This is a genomic window from Paenarthrobacter sp. Z7-10, from assembly GCF_026932795.1.
GTDB lineage: Bacteria > Actinomycetota > Actinomycetes > Actinomycetales > Micrococcaceae > Arthrobacter_M.
Genome location: NZ_JADPVH010000061.1, coordinates 1 through 22,654, shown reverse-complemented (window position 1 = coordinate 22,654; position 22,654 = coordinate 1). Strand labels below are relative to the sequence as shown.

The window sequence follows — 22,654 nt, the reverse complement described above, 5'->3', positions numbered from 1 at the left end:
GCGAGAAGCCCCATGGAGCGCCCAAGACCGGCTCCGGATCAGGACTTCAGCCCAGAAGAGCCCAATCCGGCGTCCGGCTCCGGCGCGAAAAATGGCCCACCGGAAAAACCCGGGCATAATAGATCCGCCTTAATCAGCGGGCTCCTAGTGAGTATGAACAACTTTGATCGAGCTTGCTTGGCAACGACGATCAAGTGCACAGCCGGAAAAGGTGGCCGGCCGGTCAATTGGTACTCCTCCCCCAAGGCAATAAAGCCGCCTGTTTGGACCTTCCTCATGGGTCCCACCTGCATCTACGCCGAGAAGCCCAAGGATGTACTGGACGAAATTGCCGCCACCATTGCGCACGAGTTCAAGAACTCACCCGTCGTTCCCGCCGCACTCGCCAGCCAGCCGGGTCCCAACACGCTGCGTGGCGCGGAAACGAATTTCTACGCCAACGCCTCGGAACAGACCTTCAACATCAAGCTTCTCGGCCAAAAGGTCCACATCACCGCCACTCCCGCCCAATACCTGTGGAACTACGGCGACGGAACTGTTCTAGGCCCAACCCCTTACCCGGGCGCTCCTCTGCCATCGGACCGTTGGGGAGAAAAAACCCGTACCAGCCACCTCTACCGACAAACGGGAGACTTCGCGGTTTCTGTCGCCACCTATTTCCGCGGCACCTATTCGGTCAACGGCGGCCCGGCGCTACCCATCCCGGGCGAAGGAACGTTCACTTCGGCCCCGCTTCCCGTCAGTGTTTGGCGCTCCGTGACCAAGAACTATGCCGATGACTGCAATGTCAATCCGAATGGCGAAGGCTGCGGCTCAGCGCCCTGACCCTGAACCGCAGCGGTAAGCGGGGCCGCTGCCTGACCGGATTCAGCCCGGCGGCCCAGTTATGGTCCGGCCGGGGGGCCAGATGTGGTCCAATCCGGCAGGCAACTCTGGTCCAGCCAACGGGCAGCTGCCGTCTGGAGGGGCGGGCATGCAAAAGGCCCCCTCTTACGAGGGGGCCTGCAGCGGAGGATGGGGGATTTGAACCCCCGAGGGCGTTAACCCAACACGCGTTCCAGGCGTGCGCCATAGGCCGCTAGGCGAATCCTCCAGATTTTGCTCGCGATGAGCAGGTTCCAGAGTACCGGTCTGGCCTGCTTTGTTCCTAATCGGTGGGCGGGCGATGTATAGATCCAGCTCCGCCGTCCGAGCCGGTCTGACAGCCGTCCGCATTGGGCGGGCCGCAACCGCCAAGGTGAGTAACGCCGTCGTCCGCTTCAGGAGAAGCGAAAGGGCGGCAGAGCCCCGTTCTAAGCTCTGCCGCCCTTCAGGTGCGGTCTTCGGAAGGAAAGACCGGTCTTAGAACCCGCTCACACCGTTGGGCGTTCCCAGGCCGGTGGGTCCATCCCAGCCGGTTCGGGACGTGCACCACTGGGTGGTCGGGCAGGTGCCGTTGCTGCCGCCGGTGACGTCAAAGAGCGAGGAGCTGTGGGCGTAGGGGATGGCGTTGGCGGTTCCGGCCGTATTGCCGGAAAGTGCGTAGACCGAGGCGATGATCGGCGCGGACTCGCTGGTGCCGCCGATCTGTCCCCAGGTCGAGGAAGAGGAATTGGTGGGGTAGTACACGGCCAGGCCGCCATTGTTCGGGTCGGCGGCCGCCGAGACGTCGGCCATGGCCCGTCCGGAGCAGCCGGTGTCCACCGCTGCGGCGGCCGGAAGTGCCTGATTCAAGGTTGAACAGCCTGATCCTGCACCGCTCCAGGCGGATTCAGACCAGCCGCGCGACGTCGAGGACGCCGTCAGGGTGGTGCCGCCAACGGCCGTCACGTACGAGGAGGACGCGGGGTACGAACCGCCCTGGTATCCGCTGTCACCGGTGGACGCCGTAACCGCGATGCCCGGGAAGTTGTAGTACTTCGAGTAGGTTGCATCCGAGGCATCGCCGCCGCCGTAGCTGTTGGAGATGGCTACAACGCCTGGCTGCTTGGAGGCCGTGATGGCCGCCGTTCCGAGGTTGGTGAAGCTCGGCGTTTTCGCTTGAACCACGGTGATGCGGCAATCGGGGCAGGCCGCCGAGACTGCGTCGACGTCCAAAGCCTGCTCGCCGGCCCAACCGGCGTTGAAGGCCGGCAGGCTGGTGCCACCGGTTTGACTCAAAATCTTCAGGCACCCATTGGCCTTGGTGCAGGCCGGCAGGCCGAACTGGCTGCGGTAGATCCCCAGGTCGCGCTCCAGGTTGGGGTAGCCGTAGGCGTCGATGATGGCCACGGTACGGCCGCCGGACTGAAGGCCGGAGAGGTTATAGGCGTCCTGCAGTTGGGCCGGCGTGATGGCGCTCGACGGCGGTCCGGACAGCCTGGGTGACAGGCCAGCACTGGGGACAAGCTTCTCTCCAAAACAGGCCGCGGAGTGTGGAGCCGCCTGAGCACACAGTCGCTCTACCTGCAGTTTGTGCACTGGCGCCGCGCCGGCGCTCTGGGTTCCGAGCACCACCGCACTCAACGCCAGCAGGATGGCGCCGGTGGCGCCGATCAGTTTTTTCACAGACTATCTCCTTGGATTTAGGAACGCCCGCAACGTGACACCGTTGTCAAAAGGTCGTGACAAAACTATCAACCATTTGTTTCAAAATGTCCAGCCCTGTTATTGCCTGCGCGGGCCGCGTCCTGCGGATGCAGCCATCCACAACGCCATCGTTGCCGTTCAACCCGGGTCGAAAATTCGGGTAAACTCGTTGACGGCCCCTCATGTGGCGTCACCCTGTGAACTCCCCCAGGACCGGAAGGTAGCAAGGGTAAGCGGGCTCTGGCGGGTGCATGAGGGGTCTTTACTTTAAGATCCCGGGCACGCACGAAAGTCAGTCATGACAGATAGGGTTTCACCTGTGGCCGCACCTACAGCTCTCTACCGCCGATACCGTCCGGATTCGTTTGCCGACGTCATCGGCCAGGAGCATGTCACCGAACCGCTGATGGCAGCGCTGGCGAAGAACCGAGTCAGCCATGCCTACCTTTTTTCCGGTCCGCGCGGCTGCGGTAAGACAACGTCGGCCCGAATATTGGCGCGCTGCCTGAATTGTGCTCAAGGCCCGACGGCGGTGCCCTGCGGACGGTGCGACAGCTGCGTCGAGTTGGCCCGCGGCGGCTCGGGGTCACTTGATGTGATCGAAATTGATGCCGCCAGCCACGGTGGCGTCGACGACGCCCGCGATCTGCGGGAACGCGCCACTTTTGCTCCGGTGCGGGACCGCTACAAGATCTTCATTATTGACGAGGCCCACATGGTCACCTCCGCCGGGTTCAATGCCCTGCTGAAAATCGTCGAAGAGCCGCCGGAACATATAAAGTTCATTTTTGCCACGACGGAGCCGGACAAGGTGATCGGCACCATCCGGTCCCGCACCCACCACTACCCGTTCCGCCTGGTTCCGCCCGAGCCTTTGATGGCCTATCTGGGTCAGTTGTGCCAGCAGGAACAGGTTGCGGTGGCGCCCGGGGTACTGTCCCTGGTGATCCGGGCAGGAGGAGGTTCGGTCCGAGATTCCCTGTCCGTGCTCGATCAGCTGATGGCAGGCGCCGGGCCGTCCGGACTGGACTACGAGCTGGCGGTATCCCTGCTGGGCTACACACATGCATCCCTGCTGGATGACGTCGTCGACGCTCTGGCCGCCTCGGATTCGGGAAGCGTGTTTCGATCCGTTGACCGGGTGATCCAGACCGGGCACGACCCGCGCCGCTTCGTGGAAGACCTGCTGGAGCGTTTCCGGGACCTGATTATTGTCCAGGCCATGCCGGAGAGCGCCCATGCGATTCTGCGCGGCATGCCGGAGGATCAGATTTCCCGGATGCAGACCCAGTCCACGCAGCTGGGAGCCGCCGAACTTTCACGGGCTGCGGACGTGACCAATAATGCGCTCACCGAAATGACGGGGGCAACGTCCCCCCGGCTGCATTTGGAGCTGCTCAGTGCCCGGTTGCTGCTTCCCGGGGCGGACCAGTCTGGCCGCGGAATGGCGGCGCGGCTGGACAGGATTGAGCGCCGGCTCAGCTACGGCGTTCCCGAGGCTTCCGCCGGTGCGCCCCCGCAGCTGGCAGGGAGTATTCCGGCGCTGGCGGCGGAGAGTATCCCAGAGCCGGCGAAAGGGCGGGACAACACCCCGGCCAAGCGGGACGCGGACCGGTCCGCTCAAGGAACTGGCCAGGACACGACACCAACCGCGTCGGGCTCCACCGGAGACCGGAATACCGAACAGGGCGCACCGGCGCCCATTGGGCGACCCCGTGTCAGCACCGGTGACTGGCCGGCCGACGAATTTCCCAGCGGCGCAACCGACCGCAGTAAACCGCCGGCCGGTGCGTCGGCTGTGAAGCGGCCGGAGTCCCAAGGGCAGTCCGGGCCGCCTTCCAAGCCGCCATCCACACAACAAACCTCGGAACATCAGCGCTCCGAGGAACAGCGGTCGCCAGCTGCCGAAAGCGCAGCCCGTCCCGGCACTTCAGCAGCCCCGACGCCGGAAGCCGGCGCAGTACGAACGCCCGGCAATGCTGATGGTCAGGCCGTGGCAACAGCCAACCCCATCGAGGTGCTCCGGCGTGCGTGGCAGGAAATTCTGGACAGCCTGGCCAAGGTGAAGCGGAGCAGTTGGGCGTTGGTGGCGCCGAACGCAACCCCACAGGCTTTCGACGGCGAAACGCTCCAGCTGGCGTTCAACACCGAGGGTTTGGCCGGAGCATTCAGCCGCGGAGACCACGCCGGCAATCTGCAGGCTGCGATCAACACCACGCTGGGTATCCAGTGCCGCGTGACGCCGGTTGTAGGTGGCTCATCGGCCGGTTCGAGCTCTGAACCCGGCCCAAAAGTCCATAGCCCGGCCAATCCGGCCGCGGCACCTGCGGCGGGTAGAACGCTCACTGACAATGCGTCGTCGTCGGCTGGGCTGACGCCTGCGGGACACAAAAGTCCTCCGCCGGGCCCGGCTTCCTCCGATGCCGGCCCTGCCGATCCTGCCGATCCTGCGGCGTATTCGGTGCCATCCGCACGGACCGCCGCCGCGACGCTGCCCGCACCCCGCGAGCCCCGCCCGGCAGAAAGACCCAAAGCATCGGCGGCGGCTCCGTCGAAGCGGGAGGATCAACCGGTCGCCAGAAATGTCCGTGACCCGGAAGAACCGCCTTACTCCAACGACGAACCCGTATCCGAATGGGACGTGCCGCCCGAGTACATCGAGACACCACGGACACGGACGAGCAGTTCGGGAACCGCAGTCGATTCCCAGGACCATGCTCAGGACAGCGCCCAAAGCCAGGGCGCCAGGCAGCCACAGGGGTCCCGGGATGGCCTCGGCGCGGGCCAAGTTCAGACGCCCCGGCTGGCCGATCCGGGCTGGGGTGCAATTTCGGACGCCCCGGACTGGGCCAAACCCCCTGCGGCCGGTCTAACGCCTGCCCAAGCCACGCAGAAGTCTCCGACCTCGGGCACGGTCTGGGCGCCAGCCCCTCCAGCCCAACCAGCGTCGGGAGCACCTGGAGCCGGAGCCCCGGGACATGCGCAGGCGCCGGCTCGGCCGCAGACACCGGAGCAGGTGGCCAGTGTCGGAGCCGGGGGCGGTACCGGGCTCAGCGTCAAACCGAAAATGAGCTTGTATGAACGGCTTAAGAACAGTCCGGAGGCACAGGCAGCCCGGGCAACGCCTCCCGAGCGCAAAGTAGACTTGCCGTATGTTGAGGACATCCCGAGCGCGGATGACGAGACCATCGAAGAATCAACCTTGGTGGGCCGCGCCGCCGTCGAACGTATCCTTGGCGGCCGGTTGATTGAAGAACGCTCCATTAATGGTTCATGATTCTGTCCGGCTCATGAACATCCGCACTGCAACCCAACGACAGAACGAGGCATAGGTGTACGAGGGAGCAGTTCAGGAGCTCATCGATGAGCTGGGACGACTACCCGGAATTGGGCCAAAGTCGGCTCAGCGGCTGGCGTTCCACATCCTCGAAGCCGACCCCGAGGACATCAAGCGGCTGGTCACCGCCTTGGTCACTGTCAAGGAACGGGTCAAATTTTGCTCCATCTGCGGCAACGTTTCGGAGCAGGACACATGCATCATCTGCCGCGATCCACGCCGTGACCCCACCGTCATCTGCGTAGTCGAGGAGTCCAAGGATGTGCAGGCGGTGGAACGGACCCGCTCCTTCAAGGGCCGCTACCACGTGCTGGGCGGCGCGATTAACCCGATCGCAGGAGTGGGTCCGGAGCAGCTGCGGATCCGCGAACTGCTGACCCGGCTCAACGACAGTGCGATCGAAGAGATCATCATTGCCACAGATCCCAACTTGGAGGGTGAAGCCACGGCGACCTATCTCGCGCGGATGCTGAAGACCATCGGCATCACGGTGACGCGGCTGGCTTCCGGGCTGCCGGTGGGTGGCGACCTCGAATACGCTGACGAAGTCACACTGGGGCGTGCATTCGAAGGCCGCCGGAACGCCATCGCCTAACCCCTCTCCACCCTCCGCCTCGCCACCCTCCGCCTCGCCAGCCCTCCGCCCATCCCCCTCGCCACCCTCCCCAGCACTCTCGCCATCTGGGGTTAACCCGCGTCGACTGTGCACTACGTGCTCGATACGGGGCTGTATCGAGCACCAGGCGCTCACTCGATGCGGTTAGGCGATACGGGTTCCGCGGGCCAGCTTCCGGGACGGGGTCCGAAGCGCCCGCCATCCCAGCCACATCAATCCGCCGGCCAAAAGGAACTGCAGCACCAGGCCCAACGGCCACATCGGAGTGGTTTGCTCCAGGTAGCTGGCCTGGACTTTACCGCCCGCGCACGGATAGGTGCCCGCCGGTCCCGCCAGCGCTGCACGCGCGCCTTGGCTGATCCCCTCGAGCATTCCGTTGGCACCGAGCACGCCGGCCATGCCCAAAGACTGTCCGGCACGCGGAGGGTAGGGAATGGCATCGGCCACCACGACGTAAGGATTCAGGCTCAACAGCCACGCGACACGTTCGGTATGGACGGTGCGCTGTTCCTGCAGCGGCCCCCCGCAAACATAACCTGGTCCGCTGGGAACCTGCCCAGACTCCGGCAGGTAAACCTGAGACTGCTGATAGTCCGCTTCATTGGCCAACACGGTTCCCTGCGTGAGCCTGACTCCCAGCGCAAAGGCAATGACAGTTCCCACCACCAGCGCCGCGATGGTGAGGTAACTGACCACAATGGAGAACAGCGGGCGGTTGGCCAGTCCCGAGATGCCGACGCCAATGCCGCAGACCACGGCGAGTTCCACGGCCAGCATTCCCAGCGATACCAGGATGTGGCCCGGCGTCATGCCGCCGAGGACGACGGCGATAACCAGAAATGGGGCGCTGCTCACCAGGAACGCCAGCGCCGCTATCCAAGAGGCGAGGAACTTTCCCCACAGGATCTGTCCTGGGGTCAGCAGGGTGACTTGCAGGATGGCCAAAGTGCCGCCGGACCGATCACCGTTGACAGCATTGGCGGACAGGGCCGGGGCCACCAGCAGACCGAACAACAGCACGAAGGCAACCACAATCTCGAAGATCATCGGGCCGGCACTGCTTGGCTGGCTGCCGCCAGCGACCTCAGAATACTCCCGAGAGGCATTGGCGCCGGACCAACTGAGCAGCGTGACGAACCCAATGAGCACAAACCAGATGCCCAGCAGAATGAACCAGCCCCTGGACCGGAGCCGCTGCCGCAGTTCCAGTCCCACCACATTGCCAATTCCGCGCAGGTATCCGCCGCCGTGGTCCATGCCTGCCGTGGACGGTTCCTCACGAGTGATGCTCATCGCTGTTCCCCCTCCAAAGTCAGGTACGTTTCCTCCAGCGCACCGGCCGCCGGCGCAAAGGACGTGACCGCCACCCCGGTTATGACAAGTTCCCGCAGCAGCCTGACCGCATCCGCCTCGTTGGCGAGGAGCAATGAGATTGAGCCGCGGCGGCCTGTTCCGGTACGGTACACAAGCCCCAGTTGCTCCAGTTTTCCGGCCAATGCTGCCATGTCCCTGGCTGTCACGGCGTAGCGCCGTCCCTGCGAGGCCGCCTCCGTCAGAGTCTGTTGTTTGACCGAGCGCCCGTGATTGACGAAGACGGCACCGTCCGCGATTTCATCCAGCTCGGAGAGCACGTGGGAAGAAACAACAATGGCTTTTCCCTCGCCGGCAAGGCGCCGCAGCAGGTTCCGCAGGTCGATCCGGGCACCTGGATCAAGACCGGATGCTGGTTCATCCAACATGAGCACGCCGGGATCGTGGATCAGCGCGCGGGCAAGGCTCAGCCGCTGCTGCTGTCCCCGGGAGAACACCCGTGCCGGCTGGTCCGCCAACTCCCCCAGGTGCACCAGATCCAGCAGTTCGCTGACCCTGGCCGTAATTCGTTTCGGCGGCATGCGGTACAGCTTGCCCATCAGCGTCAGGATTTCGCGCGCCGTGAGTGACTCCCAGACCCCCAAAGTGTCTGGCATCCAGCCGATGTTCAGCCGCGCCGCCGCGGCATTTTCGGACGGATCCACACCGAAAATCCGCACGCTTCCGGTATCGGGGGCCAGCAGCGTGGCCAGGATCAGCAGCAACGTGGTCTTCCCTGCACCATTGGGGCCGATCAAGGCGGTAACCTGACCAGCCGGCGCGATGAAGTCGATGTGTTCAACGGCTTTCACGGTCCCGAAACGGCGGGAAATACCTGTTGCCACGACTCCCCCGCCGCCACCGTCGTCGTCGTTCTGCAATTCCCGGACCGGCCCCGCAAACTCAGCCGTCATAGCTGTCCCTTCCCCCCACCAAGCTCGTCACCGTGACTCCGTCATCCTATGGGTGAGCCGGTTCGGGGACAACAGGGGGAACGCAGCGGACAGGTCATGATCCGCCACGAATTCCGCCGTCGGGACTGCGCGGGGATAAACTGGGCCAGCCGCCGGGTGTGCCGACTGCGCCTTCCGGCCGGCAGCAATTAGCCCGGACAGCAGGAACGCCGCGAAGTGGTTGTCTGCGTCAATTTGTCCGTTATTTGTGTCCAGGAGTGCCAAGGTTAGCCGATGAGTGTGTGCAGATGAGCCTGATTGTCCAGAAGTACGGCGGGTCATCGGTGGCCGACGCCGACGGTATCAAACGTGTGGCGCGCCGGGTCGTGCAGACGCAGCAGGCGGGTAATGAGGTGGTTGTCGTGGTCTCCGCGATGGGCGACACCACCGATGAACTGCTGGATCTGGCCGCGCAGGTGGCGGATCAGCCCCCGGCACGGGAACTGGACATGCTGATGACCGCCGGCGAGCGGATTTCCATGGCGCTGCTGGCAATGGCCATCCACGGTTTGGGCGCAGTCGCCCAGTCGTTCACCGGCAGCCAGGCCGGCATGATCACGGATGGAATCCACGGCAAGGCCCGGATCATCGACGTCGATCCGCACCGGGTCCGCACCGCCCTGGACAAGGGACACGTGGCCATTGTGGCCGGATTCCAGGGCATGAGCCGCAGCACGAATGAGATCACCACCATGGGACGCGGGGGCTCAGACACGACCGCCGTCGCGCTTGCCGCAGCGCTTGAGGCCGATGTGTGTGAGATATACACCGACGTCGACGGCGTATATACGGCGGATCCGCGGGTGGTCCCCGGTGCCCAGAAAATCAGCACCATCTCCAGCGAGGAGATGCTGGAACTGGCCGCCTCCGGGGCCAAGGTCCTGCACCTGCGCAGCGTCGAGTACGCCCGCCGGTTTGGGCTGCCGATCCATGTGCGGTCCTCGTTCAGTGACCACGAAGGGACCTGGGTTATGCCCAGTCCCGATGACAAGATCAAGATCTCAGAGGGAGTTGCCTTGGAGCAGCCAATCATCTCCGGCGTCGCGCACGATCGTTCGGAAGCCAAGGTCACAGTCGTTGGCGTCCCCGACATTCCGGGCAAGGCGGCGGAAATCTTCGGCATTGTGGCCGGCGCGCACACGAATATCGACATGATCGTGCAGAACATTTCCACGCACGGATCCGGCCGGACCGATATTTCCTTTACCCTGCCGATGGTCGAAGGTGCGGAGGCGTTGGACGTGCTGCGGGCGGCCCAGGCGTCGGTGGGATTCCAATCGCTGATCTATGACGACCAGATCGGCAAGCTGTCGCTGATCGGGGCGGGGATGCGCTCCCATCCGGGCGTCTCCTACAAGTTCTTCAAGGCCCTCTCCGATGCGGGCATCAACATCGATTTGATCTCGACGTCGGAGATTCGGATTTCCGTGGTGACGCGCGCTGACCTGCTGGACACGGCTGTGCGCGCCGTGCACAAGGCCTTTGACCTCGACGGCGACGACGAGGCCACGGTTTACGGCGGAACGGGCCGCTAGCTGCCCGTTCCTACGCAACTACGCAGCGTGCGGCTTGCGGGTGCCGTAATGGTGCCCCTCCGAATCGGTTTCCACCTCGAACTGGGCGAGATCCTCTTCGGATGCCAGCTCAAAATCGTCGTGCCTATGCACCACTGGTGCATCGACATCGGCACGGTCAGCGGCTCCAAAAACCTGCTGCATATGGTCCGTGAAGTGCATGAACCGCTGGACAAACTGTGGTTTGTCAGCCACCTTCACCACCTCCCTCCCGCACCGGATCAAGGGTGCCTAAGTTCCCCAATTCTACTCGCGCGGGAGGACAAAGGACCGTCCGAGGTGCGGCAGATGGCAGTCAGCGCAGGGACTTGTCGTCCCGGTTTTTCGCCACCACGTAGGTGCTGCCGTCGGGGCGCGTCACGGTTTCCCACTGCTGGGCCTCGGCTTGGCGCCGGCGCAGCAGCTCGACGTTTTCCGCAGTCATTTCATGGTCCAGGGGGCTGCTGTGGGCGGGGCCGAAAATGGCGCGGAGCCGGCCGGTTGCCCGCATGAGCTTGTGCACGAAACGATCCTCGGACATGTGATTTCCTGACGCCATTTCCCTTCGGCGGTGTTGGCTGAAGGATACCGGGTCCGGAGCCAGCTGGCCCGGCATCCGCCATTTTCGCTGATGCTGGGACAATGGAGGAATGACAGGCGAGCAGCTTTCCTTAAATGCCCTGCCACCCGCCCAATGGCTCGCGCGGATGCACGCTCACGAACAGCGCGTGGCCGGCTATGCCGATCCGTATCTGCGGCGCCGCTCATCCGGTCGAAAGCATCCGGTGGAGGATTTCCTCTTCACTTACTACACGCAGAAACCCGGCCAGCTGCGGCGCTGGCATCCAGGACCAGGGGTGCTGCTGCTCGGAGCGGAAACCGCCGGGCGCATGGCGTGGAAATATTACCGCACTGCGGACCATCTGGAGCGGGCGGTCGCAGATGTGCCCACGGGGGAACCTGCCGTACTCTTCGATGCGGCCAAATTTGCTACCGACCGGGGTGAAATGATCAATTTTGCCCGGATCATCCTTGGCGGAACGGCCGCCCGTCCCGCGCAGTTCGGTTGTTTTGGGCTGCATGAGTGGGCCATGGTCTATCGGCAGGAGGCCAACAACGTGCGGCACGAATACCTGAACCTGCGGCTTGGGTCCGAGGGCACAGACGCTGTAGTGGAAGCGAACCGGATCCGATGCACACACTTCGACGCCTTCCGGTTTTATACCCCGCAGGCGGCTCCGCGCAATGAATTGACCCCCACCCGGGGAAACCAGCGCGATCTGGAACAACCCGGATGCCTGCACGCCAACATGGATCTGTATAAATGGGCATACAAACTCGCGCCGGCATTGCCCAGTGAGCTGGTGATGGATTGCTTCGAACTGTCCTGGCAGATCCGCGCCATGGACATGCAGGCATCGCCATACGATTTGCAGGAGTGGGGATACCCTGCCATACCGATTGAAACACCAGAAGGTAAGGCCGCGTACGTGTCCGAACAGCGCCGGTTCAGTGCGCTGACGGCCACCCTTCGGGGCCGTTTATTAGCGGCCATCGAATTCCTGACCGGCGCGGCAGGCATCCCGCAGGGCAACGATTCCGCATCAGAACCGCTCCCCTCCATCCTCGCGCAGTAGGCTGAGGAAATGCTCAGGGCCAAAGGACAGGAACAGCGTTTGGGCCCGGCGGGAAAGCATCGCCTGCTGGCACCGGTGTTGCTCGCATGCCTTCTGCAGGGGCTGGTCGGCTGCGGCACGCCGGGATCTCCGGGAGCCGGCACCCCCTCCGGTATTGCGGCGGAATCTCCCTCTGATCCGGCCGGTCCACCATCCGACAGTTCATCCCCGGCCGCCTCGGCGAGTGCCTCCGGAACGTCCAGCGCACGGCTCACAGTGCAGATCAAAGATTCACCGGACTCCCCGGCCGCCACCTCCTTTCTGGTCTGCAACGGGACGTCGGCCACGACTGAATCAACCGTGGTGGACGCCGACAGCGCCTGCGCGGCACTTGAGAAGCACGGAGCCGTCCTCCTCGCTCCAGCTGCCGTGCGGGACCAGAAGTGCACCATGCAGATGGGCAGTTCGCGCGTGGCAACGGTGAGCGGAACGTTTCACGGTAAAGACGTCAAGGACAGCTTCAGCCAGACCGACGGCTGCAAGATTGCCGTCTGGAACATGCTGGCCCCGCTGCTGGGCGGACAAGCCGGAGAACGCTGACCTTTAGTCTCTTCATCTTCGGAGGTCGAGAGCCGGCGCCGGGTGCTGAGCAGTTCCAGCTCGGGGTGGGCCGCCACCAGGCGTTCGGCCGCGTCGAGGACCTCGACTAGATGCGGGCGGTCTCCGGCCACGGCTGCAATCCCGATATGCGTACGCCGCAGCAGGTCCTGGTCACCGGTTTCGGCGGCCGCCAGGTCGAAGCGCCGGCGCAGCTCGTTCACCAGCGGCCGTACCACCGCGCGCTTTTCTTTGAGCAAAAAAACCTCTCCCAGGAGAATGTCGAATTCAATCCATCCGATCCACATCCTCCCATCTTCCCGCAGGCGAAACGCTGCGTCCAAAAGCTCGATAGAATGGTGGGGCAAGCTCGCGGAGCGCTGGATCCATTCGATTCCGATAGCGTGAGACGGCACTTTCCGCGGCCCCCTCTCTTACCCCAGGAGTTCGACGGATGCCCAGGATCGTTGTCGATGTTATGCCCAAGCCCGAGATTCTTGACCCGCAGGGGAAGGCGATAGTCGGCGCGCTGCCGCGCTTAGGCTTCACCAGCTTCAGCGGCGTCCGGCAGGGCAAGCGCTTTGAACTGACAGTCGACGGCGAGGTTACCGCAGAGATCCTCGAGCAGGCCCGCCGTGCCGGCACAACGCTGCTGTCCAATCCGGTCATCGAAGACGTGGTCAACGTCGAACTATTGGCGGACTGATCATGACCGAAACGCCTTTGATCGGCGCTGCCCCAACATTTTCCACCGGCTCCCGCGCCGACGCGGCCCAAGGCCTGAGCGGCGCCCGCATCGGCGTCATTACGTTCCCCGGCACCCTTGACGACCGGGACGCCGCCCGCGCCGTACGCATTGCCGGCGGCACCGCCGTCGCCCTCTGGCATGCGGACCCAGAGCTTGCCGGCGTGGACGCCGTCATCATCCCCGGTGGCTTCTCCTACGGGGACTATCTGCGCGCCGGCGCCCTCTCCCGGTTTGCGCCGCTGATGGAACGGATCATCCAAGCCGCCAACGCACGGACCGCGACCGCCCGGCTGCCGGTGCTCGGCATCTGCAACGGTTTCCAGATCCTGACCGAGTCCCACCTGTTGCCCGGATCGATGATCAAGAACGACCATCTGAAGTTCGCCTGCCTGGACGCTAAACTGCGCGTGGAAAACAACGCGACGGCCTGGACCACCGACTATTTGCCGGGGCAGGAAATCACGGTTCCGCTGAAGAACCAGGACGGTCAGTACATCGCGGACGAGAAGACCTTGGACGCGCTGGAGGCCGAGGGATTGGTGACCTTCCGCTATGTGGGCGGGAATCCGAATGGGTCCCGGCGGGAGATCGCCGGCATTTCCAATGCCGCCGGCAACATCGTCGGTCTCATGCCGCACCCCGAACATGCGGTGGAAAGCGGCTACGGTCCCGATGCGGCCAGCGGGCGAAGCGCCGGTACGGACGGCTTGGGCTTCTTCACCTCAATCCTCAACACGCTCGTCGGAGGCACCAAATGAGCCAACCCATTCCGGTGGCCAATCCCGCTGTCAACCAGCACCCGGACACGCCAAAGTTCAACATCGACACGGTGGAACATGCCACGGGGACGCCGGACACCGAGCTCCCCTGGGCTGAGCTGGGCCTGAAGGACAACGAATACCGGCGGGTGGTGGAAATCCTGGGCCGGCGTCCCACGGCGGCTGAATTGGCCATGTATTCGGTGATGTGGAGCGAGCATTGCTCCTACAAGTCCTCCAAAAATCATCTGCGCCAGTTCGGCGACAAGGTCACGGACGAGATGAAGGAACACCTGCTGGTGGGCATCGGCGAAAATGCCGGCGTGGTGGACATCGGCGACGGCTGGGCGGTGACCTTCAAGGTCGAGTCGCACAACCATCCTTCCTTTGTGGAGCCCTACCAGGGCGCCGCGACGGGGGTCGGAGGCATTGTCCGCGACATCATATCTATGGGCGCCCGACCGGTGGCAGTGATGGATCCGCTGCGCTTCGGCGCCATCGACCACCCGGACACGGCGCGGCTGGTGCACGGCATCGTCTCCGGGATCGGTGGCTACGGAAACTCCCTGGGCCTGCCGAACATTGGCGGCGAGGTGGTCTTCGATTCGGTCTACCAGGGCAATCCGCTGGTCAATGCGCTGGCCGTTGGCGTGCTGCGGCACGAGGACATCCGGCTGGCCAATGCCTCGGGCGTGGGCAACCGCGTGGTCCTCTTCGGCGCCCGGACCGGCGGCGACGGGATTGGTGGCGCGTCCGTACTGGCCTCTGAGTCCTTCGACGCCGGTAAACCCTCCAAGCGTCCGGCCGTGCAGGTGGGTGATCCGTTCGTGGAGAAGGTGCTGATCGAATGCTGCCTCGAACTGTTTAAGGCCTCCGTGGTGGAGGGCATCCAGGACCTGGGCGCCGCTGGCATTTCCTGCGCCACCAGTGAACTGGCCTCCAACGGCGATGGCGGCATGCACGTCGAATTGACCAAGGTCCTGCTGCGCGACCCCACCCTGACGCCCGGCGAGATCCTGATGTCCGAGTCGCAGGAACGCATGATGGCAGTGGTCACGCCGGAGAATGTCGGTGCTTTCGAGGCCATTCTGGACAAATGGGCAGTGGAGTACTCCTGGCTGGGCGAGGTGACGGACACCGGCCGGCTCATCATCGAATGGGACGGCGAAACTATCGTCGACGTGGATCCACGTACCGTGGCGCACGACGGACCCGTCTATGACCGCCCATTCCACCGCCCGGAATGGCTGGACGGCATCCAGGCGGATGGCTTCAGCGGAAGCATCCAGGATGCCGCGCGTCCAGAGGGTGCACCGGCCCTGCGCGCGGCTGTCCTGGAACTCATGGCCTCGCCGAACATGTGCTCCAAGGACTGGATCACCAGCCAGTACGACCGGTACGTCCAGGGCAACACCGCGCTGGCCATGCCGGATGACGCGGGCGTGATTCGGGTGGACGAGGAAACCGGGCTGGGCGTGGCGCTCTCCACCGATGCCAACGGCCGCTACTCCTATCTTGACCCCTACGAGGGAGCCCGGCTGGCGCTGGCGGAGGCCTACCGCAACGTGGCTACCTCCGGCGCCAAGCCGCTTGCCGTCACCGACTGCCTGAACTTTGGCTCTCCTGAGGACCCTGAGGTCATGTGGCAGTTCGCCGAGTCCGTTCGCGGCCTCTCCGACGCGTGCCGGGAACTGGGCGTTCCCGTCACCGGCGGCAACGTCTCGCTCTACAACCAGACCGGTGGCGTCCCCGTCCACCCGACGCCCGTCGTCGGCGTGCTGGGAGTGTTCGACGACGTCGCACGCCGCACGCCGTCGGGCTGGGTGGAGGACGGCCAGGCCATCTATCTCCTCGGCACGACGGCGGACGAGCTGGACGGCTCCGAGTGGGCCAACCTGCGCGGCCACTTGGGTGGCCGGCCGCCCAAGGCTGATCTGGACCGTGAACGGCGGCTGGCGGAGATCCTGATCAACGCCTCCCGTGATGGCATGGTGGACTCCGCGCATGATCTCTCCGAAGGGGGCCTCGCCGCCGCCCTGGTGGAGTCCGCGCTGCGTTTCAACGTCGGCGCCCGCGTCGGCCTGGACGAGGTTTGTGCCCGGGACGGAATCGACGCCTTCACCCTGCTGTTCTCGGAATCGCAGGCCCGCGCCGTCGTCGCCGTTCCGCGCTCCGAGGAAATCCGGTTCACGGACATGTGCACAGCCCGCGCGTTCCCTGCCATTCGGATCGGTGTGGTGGACGCCGATGCCGTGTCGCTGGACATTCAGAGACACTTCACCGTGCCGCTGGACGAACTTCGCGGGGCGCACGAGGGAACCCTGCCAGCGTACTTCGGCTGATCATCGACTGAATACTTGGTGCGCGATGCAGTCCCGTCTCGCGCACCAAGTACTCACTCGATGATGGGTTTCAGCGGGCGAGTTCTTTGGCAGCCTGAAGGTAGCGTTGGGTGGCGAAGCTTTGGGCGAACGTGGTGACGGGGCTGCCGAGGCGGAAAATCAGACCCGCGGGCTTACTGAAGGCGAGCAGCTCAAAATACACGCTCCCATCGGCGTGCAGAGAGGCCATGAACGCCTCCTCGCCGCTGGCCGGGTGGCCGGGAAGGGTGCCATAACCGAATCCGGCACGCTGAGGCCGAGTTCGCCCGTCGGGCAGCACGACGACGGCTGTTGGCTTCTCCAGCCACACCACTTCGCAGGGTATTGGGAGTCGGATCGGCCCCAGCCCGAAACCGCAGGCAACGCGGGAGCCGATTCGGACGGCACCGTCGGCGTCGGCAGAGGCATCAGCGTCAGTACCCTGATGCCGTAGCGACGGCAGCGCCGCGACGCGCAGACCGGCGCCGCGCTGGATACCCCAATCCAAAATGCCGCGGGCCAGTCGTCCGTACGCTTGGGCTCCGTGGGCCACCTGGATCCGATGATGCACTCGACGGTATCCCTCCGGCCAGTCGGTGTCCCTGGAGATGGCGGATCCACCGCTGCCCCCAGACCCAGCACCCTCCTCGGATGCCAGGCTGCGGGTGAGGCCATGCTGCGGGTAGGTTAGTTCGCCCCCGCCGGACGACCGGCTCACTGGCGTCCTCCCGCGCCGGTCCCCGGCCAGTTCAGAGCCTCCCGCTGCACCGCGGAGAGTTTTGCGGTCACGAGGTCGTAGGAGTCCTGTATCAAGTCCAAAACCATGGCGTCCGGGAGTCCAGCGTCACATAGAACCGAGTTCCAGTGTTTCTTGTTCAAGTGGTAGGCGCCGGTGATCTCCGGATGGGCACGGCGCAGCTGTTCGGCCAACACCGGATCGCACTTGAGGCTCACCGCCAACGGATGTTCGGCCAGGTTGCTGAGGGCAAAGACTTTGGACTCATGCCGGAACTCACCGGAAATGGGTGCGCATACCTTGAACACGGAGGTCTCGGTCCCAAAGGGAAAGTCCTCAAAACTTCCGGGTTGGGCCAGACAGGTGCTCTTGAGCTGCGCGGCGTCCACAAGGGGGAGCATATACCCCATCTATCCGGACGGGCGGTTTGGCCTCGGCTGCCCCATCTGTCCAAACAGGTGGCTTGCATCAGCCGGTTGCAGGTCAGCCTAGAGTCCAAGTCCTGGAGCTTCAATCGCCGGACATCTGTCCATCACGACGTCCAGTCCTGCCGCTGTCGCCCGCGCCGCCGCCGCCTCGTCCACCACGCCCAGTTGCAGCCAGACGCTCTTGGCTCCGATCGCGATCGCCTGATCAACGACGGCGCCCACGCGCTGGGAATTCACAAAGCAATCAACCACGTCCACCGTGCCCGGCACATCGTTCAGGCTGGTATAGCCAGGGGAACCATAGACGCTGTCACCCTTGAGGCTCACCGGGATTATTTCCATTCCCAGCCGCTGCTGGAGGAACCTCGCGACCCCCAGGGCAGGTCGCAGCGGATTGCCGGACAGCCCGACGACGGCCCAGCGGGCCGGAGTGCGCAGCAGCCGTGCGATGACATCCGGGTCATTAATTTCCGCCATACCGCCAGCCTACGCCGGGCGGGCCCGGTCAACCGCCGTTGCTGAGTTCCTCGGCGTACAGGCACCAAAACTCGCTCGGACGTGCCGCGGCCGGGTCAATCCTCTTCAGCTGGGACTCGAAGTTCCGCGCAACCCGGTCAAATTCGTCGTCGTCCTCCGGTCCGATGGCGTCGCGGTCGATGGCCCCCCACAAGGTGGCAATCTGGACCAGTTGATCCAGTGAGGAAGCCATCAGTGTTTCGTCATCCTCGCAAACGGAACGGACTGCGCCGCTGAAACGGTCGACGACGACAAACTGGAAATCGCCGTCGACGAGCACGATCGCCCGTCCTGCCGTGTCATTCTTGTACGGCGGCCGCTGCCACTCACCCTCGTGCGGAATATCTTCATAGCCGATGGGGCCAAGGCGAGCCAAGACTTGGTGGATCTGATCGTCGTCCATCTGTACCTCCCGTTGTCCCGAGACTAGCCACCGGGTGTTATACCGTCAATGCTATGCGCGTGGAGGCTCGTGCGCTGGAAAACTTCGGGGATTTACCGCATCGGGAGTCCGGGGACAGCGGAGGCCGGGCGGCGACCTCAAAAAGGCTAGTGGGCCGGGACGATTCGCGCCGTGCCGGCGAGTCGCCTGTTTTTGAGCACGGGCAGGAATTCGCGCACCTCCTCGATGCGTTTGAGCGTCACATCCGCCGTCGCAATGCCTTCAGGCTCATCGTTTAGGAAGACCTGCGGAATCCCCATCGGGTCCAAGATGACGGAATGACCAATGCAATGCTCACTCGACGTGCCGGCCGCGGCCACCCAGCAGGTGTTTTCGATGGCGCGGGCCTTCAGCAGCGATTCCCAATGGTCAACCTTATGGTCGCCCTTAAACCAGGCTGCACCAATGCAGATCAAGTCCGCTCCCTCGTCGGCCAGGGCCCGCGCCAGCTCAGGAAAACGAAGGTCGTAGCAGGTCATGATGCCCACACGCAGACCACCGATCGTCACCAGCTTGATGCCGCCATCGCCCGGTTTGATCCGTTTTGATTCCTGGTACGAAAATGCGTCGTACAGATGGAGCTTGCGGTAGGTGTCAATGATGCGGCCATCATCGGCAACAGCGATCAACGTGTTGAACGGCCGGTCCTCCCCGCTGCCTTCGTAGCCACCGGCAATGGCGGCGATGCCCACCTCGCTCGCCAGCAGCGACAGCCCGCGGACAAAAGTGGTCCATTGCGCATCCACCGCGGCCGCGAAATCTCCGTGCACCCGACCGACGGAAAACATCGATTCCTCCGGGAAGACGATCAGCGAGGCCGCCTGAGCCTTGGCAGCGTCCGCCAACCGGCGCATGGTTGCCAGGTTTTCGCCCACGTCTCCGCCAGGATTGAACTGGCCCACGCTGACCTTCATGGCATCTCCTCGCTTCAGTGCCCTAACTAAGCCTAACCGCTGTCCGCCCGCCGGGTTAAGGGTTCCTCAGCCGCTGATCAAATCGTGGATCACGATGGTCTGGTCCCGGTCAGGGCCAACACCAATGGCGGAGATCCGTGTTCCGGACATCGATTCCAGCGCCTGCACATAAAGCTGCGCGTTGCGTGGCAAATCGGTCAGAGTACGCGCTCCGGTGATGTCCTCGGTCCAGCCGGCGAAGTACTCGAAAATCGGCTTGGCGTGATGGAATTCGGTCTGCGTCATGGGCATTTCGTCCTGCCTCACGCCATCGACATCGTAGGCAACGCAGACCGGAATCCGCTCGATCCCGGTCAGTACGTCCAGCTTGGTCAGGAAGTAGTCGGTGAAGCCGTTGACGCGGGAGGCCTGGCGGGCCAGCACGGCGTCATACCAGCCGCAACGGCGCGGGCGGCCGGTGTTGACGCCGAACTCGCCTCCGGTCTTCTGCAGGCACTCGCCCATTTCGTCGAAGAGCTCGGTGGGGAATGGCCCGGCCCCCACCCGCGTCGTGTAAGCCTTGATGATGCCCACTGTGCGGCTGATCCGGGTCGGGCCGATGCCCGAGCCGACCGAGGCTCCTCCTGCCGTTGGATTGGACGAGGTGACGAACGGGTAGGTGCCGTGGTCCACGTCCAGGAAGGTGGCCTGGCCGCCTTCCATCAGCACCACCTTGCCTTCATCCAGCGCTGTGTTGAGGACGGAGGTCGAGTCGACCATCAGCGGGCGAAGTCTGTCCGCGAAGCCCAGGAAGTATTCAACCACCTCGTCGATGCTGATTGCCCGGCGGTTGTAGACCTTCACCAGCAGCTCATTTTTTTGCTGCAGCGAACCCTCCACCTTCTGCCGCAGAATTGATGCGTCGAACACGTCCTGGACCCGGATACCGAGCCGGGCCACCTTGTCCATGTAGGCGGGACCGATGCCGCGTCCGGTGGTGCCAATGGCCCGCTTACCCAGGAAGCGCTCGGTGACTTTGTCCAGCACCTGGTGGTAAGGAGCAACCAGATGGGCATTGGCGGAGACCCTCAACTTGGACGTATCCGCACCGCGCGCCTTCAGTCCATCGATTTCCTGAAACAGAGCCTCAAGGTTGATGACGCAGCCGTTGCCGATAATCGGCACCGCGTTGGGGCTGAGGATACCCGCCGGGAGGAGTTTGAGTTCATACTTTTCACCGCCGACGACGACGGTGTGCCCGGCGTTGTTGCCGCCGTTGGGCTTCACCACGAAGTCGACACGGCCGCCGAGCAGGTCGGTGGCCTTTCCTTTACCCTCGTCTCCCCATTGGGCTCCAACGATCATGATTGCAGGCATGGGATCCTCCCCCATCAGTTGGGCGCCCGGACGATGACCCCCGGGGGACACTCGGCTGGCGCCGTGCATGAGAACGCCCCACCACTCCGCCCGCTTGTGCCGTCGGAACGGCGGCACTCTGGTCTAAGAGTTTGGGGCTCTTACCTGCCAAGTTTAGCGGATTTTGCCGCCCGTTCCGCGGTGTGGCTTCGTTGACTCATTTTCGGACGTACGACGGGGCTGCTTTCGGCCGCCCGGCAAGATCGGAGACAAATGATACATCGTTATCCTTGACAACTCACACCGCTGTGATTAGACAGATAGATGTAAGCAAGCGTGCAGCCGCGATCATGTTACGTCGTGGAGAGCACGAAACGTAACCGCCACAACAGGGCCGCGTGTTGGGACCCAGTTGAACGTTCAACAGGAAAAGTGAGACAACGATGTCCAACGTCGAACCGAGTGAAATAAGCAGCGCCGAACATCGAAGTCAGGTGCGCAAGGCCGCGGTCGCCAGTACCATCGGCACCACGATCGAGTGGTACGACTACTTCCTGTATGGTGCAGCGGCAGCACTGGTTTTCCCGCACGTGTTCTTCCCCCACATGTCCCCCTACCTGGGGCTGATCTCGGCCTTTGCCACCTATTTCGTCGGCTTCCTGGCCCGTCCGGTGGGAGCTGCGATCTTCGGGCACTGGGGCGACAGAATGGGCCGCAAAACGATGCTCATCATCACGCTGCTGATGATGGGGATCTCGACGGCGTTGATCGGAGTGCTTCCCGGCGCCGGAACCTGGGGCGACGCCGCACCCGCGCTCCTGATCATCCTTCGCGTATTTCAGGGTGTTGCAGTCGGCGGCGAATGGGGCGGTTCCATTTTGCTGTCGATGGAGTGGGGTAATCAGAAGCGCCGGGGGCTGATGGCCAGCTGGCCGCAGTTGGGTGTGGCCATTGGCATTATTCTCTCCACGGGTCTGATGGCAATCTTCAACGGCGTCATGGGAACCGATGCCTTCATCGCCTGGGGATGGCGGATCCCGTTCCTTCTTAGCCTGGTGCTGGTTGCCATTGGGCTCTACATCCGGCTCCAGATTCTGGAAACCCCGATGTTCGCCTCCGTGGTCAAGACCCAAAAGACCCTTAAAGCTCCGGTTCTCGAAGTGATCAGACGCCACCCTAAGGCGATTATCCTTTCCGCACTGCTCCGGATGTCGGAGCAGATGCCGTTCTACATCGTCACGGCATTTGTGTTGTCCTACCTGACGGATAAGAACCACAACTACTCGTACAACTTTGTCCTGATCGGCACCATGGTCGCGGCCGCCATCGAACTCTTCTTCGTCCCTTACTTCGGCCATTTGTCCGACACGGTCGGACGTAAAAAGATCTACCTGATAGGCGCCGGCATCACCGGCGTGTGGGGCTTTGTCTACTTCGCGCTGCTGGACAGCGGTGTAAGTTGGCTGGTCTTCCTTGCCTTGTCCGTAGCGCTCATCCCGCACGCCATGCAGTACGGCCCGCAGGCGTCGATCATTGCGGAGAACTTCCCGACCAATCTCCGGTACACCGGAGCTGGCCTGGGCTATCAACTGGCCTCCATCATCGCCGGCGGCCCGGCCGCCTTGGTGGCCACCTTCCTGCTCCATCAGTTCGGCACCGGATATGCGGTCTCCGTATACATTCTGGTGTCGGCTCTGATTACGATCGCAGCGGCTTTCGGCCTGCGGGACTACTCGAAGTCCGATATATCGGACCCGGACACCTACGCACGGCAGCCCAAGGGGACGCGCACCGTTTCCTAGCCAGCAGCTGGCACAAACCAGGGCCACCCGGATTCCGGGTGGCCCT

General features: G+C 63.7%; 20 protein-coding genes, 1 tRNA gene, 1 other RNA gene and 1 pseudogene. 10 read left to right on the top strand and 13 right to left on the bottom strand.

Going from position 1 to position 22,654, the window contains the following annotated elements:
• The first annotated feature begins 276 nt into the window (after nucleotides 1-276).
• Complete coding sequence (locus tag IV498_RS15655; RefSeq protein ID WP_269048021.1) at nucleotides 277-825, top strand: hypothetical protein; 549 nt, start codon at nucleotides 277-279, stop codon at nucleotides 823-825.
• A 183-nt stretch (nucleotides 826-1,008) separates the two neighbouring features.
• On the opposite strand, the gene IV498_RS15650 is transcribed toward IV498_RS15655, so the two are convergent.
• Both IV498_RS15650 and IV498_RS15645 read right to left on the bottom strand, forming a co-directional pair.
• Nucleotides 1,009-1,093 (bottom strand) — tRNA-Ser (locus IV498_RS15650).
• Between the two features lie 248 nt (nucleotides 1,094-1,341).
• Nucleotides 1,342-2,526 (bottom strand): S53 family peptidase, encoded by a 1,185-nt coding sequence (locus tag IV498_RS15645; protein ID WP_269048020.1) that lies wholly within the window; start codon nucleotides 2,524-2,526, stop codon nucleotides 1,342-1,344.
• Nucleotides 2,527-2,718: 192 nt separating this feature from the next.
• On the opposite strand from IV498_RS15645, the gene ffs reads away from it, so the two are divergent.
• From ffs to recR, 3 genes are all read left to right on the top strand, one after another.
• An RNA gene (gene ffs / locus IV498_RS15640) (signal recognition particle sRNA small type) lies at nucleotides 2,719-2,814 on the top strand.
• A gap of 52 nt (nucleotides 2,815-2,866) precedes the next feature.
• A complete protein-coding gene (locus IV498_RS15635) occupies nucleotides 2,867-5,824 on the top strand; it encodes a DNA polymerase III subunit gamma and tau (protein ID WP_442951363.1) in 2,958 nt (985 codons plus the stop codon).
• A gap of 55 nt (nucleotides 5,825-5,879) precedes the next feature.
• Nucleotides 5,880-6,479, top strand: coding sequence for a recombination mediator RecR (recR, locus tag IV498_RS15630; RefSeq protein ID WP_269048018.1), 600 nt, complete (start codon nucleotides 5,880-5,882; stop codon nucleotides 6,477-6,479).
• A 165-nt stretch (nucleotides 6,480-6,644) separates the two neighbouring features.
• Here recR and IV498_RS15625 read toward each other — a convergent pair whose 3' ends face one another.
• Both IV498_RS15625 and IV498_RS15620 read right to left on the bottom strand, forming a co-directional pair.
• Nucleotides 6,645-7,793 (bottom strand): ABC transporter permease, encoded by a 1,149-nt coding sequence (locus IV498_RS15625; protein WP_269048017.1) that lies wholly within the window; start codon nucleotides 7,791-7,793, stop codon nucleotides 6,645-6,647.
• Nucleotides 7,790-8,764, bottom strand: coding sequence for an ABC transporter ATP-binding protein (locus IV498_RS15620; RefSeq protein WP_269048016.1), 975 nt, complete (start codon nucleotides 8,762-8,764; stop codon nucleotides 7,790-7,792). The genes IV498_RS15625 and IV498_RS15620 overlap by 4 nt, the downstream gene beginning before the upstream one ends.
• A gap of 287 nt (nucleotides 8,765-9,051) precedes the next feature.
• Between IV498_RS15620 and IV498_RS15615 the strand changes: the two genes are divergently transcribed.
• Nucleotides 9,052-10,338, top strand: coding sequence for an aspartate kinase (locus IV498_RS15615; RefSeq protein WP_269048015.1), 1,287 nt, complete (start codon nucleotides 9,052-9,054; stop codon nucleotides 10,336-10,338).
• Nucleotides 10,339-10,356: 18 nt separating this feature from the next.
• On the opposite strand, the gene IV498_RS15610 is transcribed toward IV498_RS15615, so the two are convergent.
• Both IV498_RS15610 and IV498_RS15605 read right to left on the bottom strand, forming a co-directional pair.
• Nucleotides 10,357-10,539, bottom strand: a complete 183-nt coding sequence (locus tag IV498_RS15610; RefSeq protein ID WP_269048024.1) for a hypothetical protein — start codon at nucleotides 10,537-10,539, stop codon at nucleotides 10,357-10,359.
• A gap of 133 nt (nucleotides 10,540-10,672) precedes the next feature.
• Nucleotides 10,673-10,897, bottom strand: a complete 225-nt coding sequence (locus tag IV498_RS15605; protein WP_269048014.1) for a hypothetical protein — start codon at nucleotides 10,895-10,897, stop codon at nucleotides 10,673-10,675.
• Nucleotides 10,898-11,006: 109 nt separating this feature from the next.
• On the opposite strand from IV498_RS15605, the gene IV498_RS15600 reads away from it, so the two are divergent.
• Nucleotides 11,007-11,993, top strand: a complete 987-nt coding sequence (locus tag IV498_RS15600) for a 3-methyladenine DNA glycosylase (protein ID WP_442951362.1) — start codon at nucleotides 11,007-11,009, stop codon at nucleotides 11,991-11,993.
• A gap of 593 nt (nucleotides 11,994-12,586) precedes the next feature.
• Here IV498_RS15600 and IV498_RS15595 read toward each other — a convergent pair.
• A pseudogene (locus IV498_RS15595) lies at nucleotides 12,587-12,877 on the bottom strand (DUF503 domain-containing protein); the annotation flags it as partial.
• Nucleotides 12,878-13,023: 146 nt separating this feature from the next.
• Between IV498_RS15595 and purS the strand changes: the two are divergent.
• From purS to purL, 3 genes are read left to right on the top strand one after another with little or no spacing between them, the layout of a single operon-like run.
• Nucleotides 13,024-13,275: a phosphoribosylformylglycinamidine synthase subunit PurS gene (gene purS / locus IV498_RS15590; protein WP_269048013.1), complete on the top strand. Its 252-nt coding sequence runs from the start codon at nucleotides 13,024-13,026 to the stop codon at nucleotides 13,273-13,275.
• A 2-nt stretch (nucleotides 13,276-13,277) separates the two neighbouring features.
• Nucleotides 13,278-14,075 carry a phosphoribosylformylglycinamidine synthase subunit PurQ gene (gene purQ, locus IV498_RS15585; RefSeq protein WP_269048012.1) on the top strand — a complete coding sequence of 266 codons (798 nt, stop codon included), beginning with the start codon at nucleotides 13,278-13,280 and terminating at the stop codon, nucleotides 14,073-14,075.
• Entirely contained in the window at nucleotides 14,072-16,417 is a 2,346-nt protein-coding gene (purL, locus tag IV498_RS15580) for a phosphoribosylformylglycinamidine synthase subunit PurL (RefSeq protein ID WP_269048011.1), read from the top strand. The genes purQ and purL overlap by 4 nt, the downstream gene beginning before the upstream one ends.
• Nucleotides 16,418-16,487: 70 nt before the next feature.
• Here purL and IV498_RS15575 read toward each other — a convergent pair whose 3' ends face one another.
• The 6 genes from IV498_RS15575 to IV498_RS15550 form a co-directional block, all read right to left on the bottom strand.
• The gene (locus IV498_RS15575) at nucleotides 16,488-17,153 is read right to left on the bottom strand and encodes a DUF1990 family protein (protein ID WP_269048010.1); all 666 of its coding nucleotides are present in this window, start codon (nucleotides 17,151-17,153) and stop codon (nucleotides 16,488-16,490) included.
• On the bottom strand, nucleotides 17,150-17,572 hold the full coding sequence (locus IV498_RS15570) for an MmcQ/YjbR family DNA-binding protein (protein WP_330059738.1): 423 nt from the start codon (nucleotides 17,570-17,572) through the stop codon (nucleotides 17,150-17,152). Before IV498_RS15570 ends, IV498_RS15575 begins: the two co-directional genes overlap by 4 nt.
• Nucleotides 17,573-17,659: 87 nt before the next feature.
• Nucleotides 17,660-18,076 (bottom strand): CoA-binding protein, encoded by a 417-nt coding sequence (locus IV498_RS15565; protein ID WP_269048009.1) that lies wholly within the window; start codon nucleotides 18,074-18,076, stop codon nucleotides 17,660-17,662.
• 28 nt (nucleotides 18,077-18,104) lie between these two features.
• Nucleotides 18,105-18,518 carry an SUKH-4 family immunity protein gene (locus IV498_RS15560; protein ID WP_269048008.1) on the bottom strand — a complete coding sequence of 138 codons (414 nt, stop codon included), beginning with the start codon at nucleotides 18,516-18,518 and terminating at the stop codon, nucleotides 18,105-18,107.
• A gap of 146 nt (nucleotides 18,519-18,664) precedes the next feature.
• Nucleotides 18,665-19,471 carry a carbon-nitrogen hydrolase family protein gene (locus IV498_RS15555; protein WP_269048007.1) on the bottom strand — a complete coding sequence of 269 codons (807 nt, stop codon included), beginning with the start codon at nucleotides 19,469-19,471 and terminating at the stop codon, nucleotides 18,665-18,667.
• Between the two features lie 66 nt (nucleotides 19,472-19,537).
• Entirely contained in the window at nucleotides 19,538-20,827 is a 1,290-nt protein-coding gene (locus tag IV498_RS15550) for an adenylosuccinate synthase (protein WP_269048006.1), read from the bottom strand.
• A 422-nt stretch (nucleotides 20,828-21,249) separates the two neighbouring features.
• Here IV498_RS15550 and IV498_RS15545 point away from each other — a divergent pair, with 422 nt between their 5' ends.
• Nucleotides 21,250-22,608, top strand: a complete 1,359-nt coding sequence (locus IV498_RS15545; protein WP_269048005.1) for an MFS transporter — start codon at nucleotides 21,250-21,252, stop codon at nucleotides 22,606-22,608.
• Nucleotides 22,609-22,654: the final 46 nt, after the last annotated feature.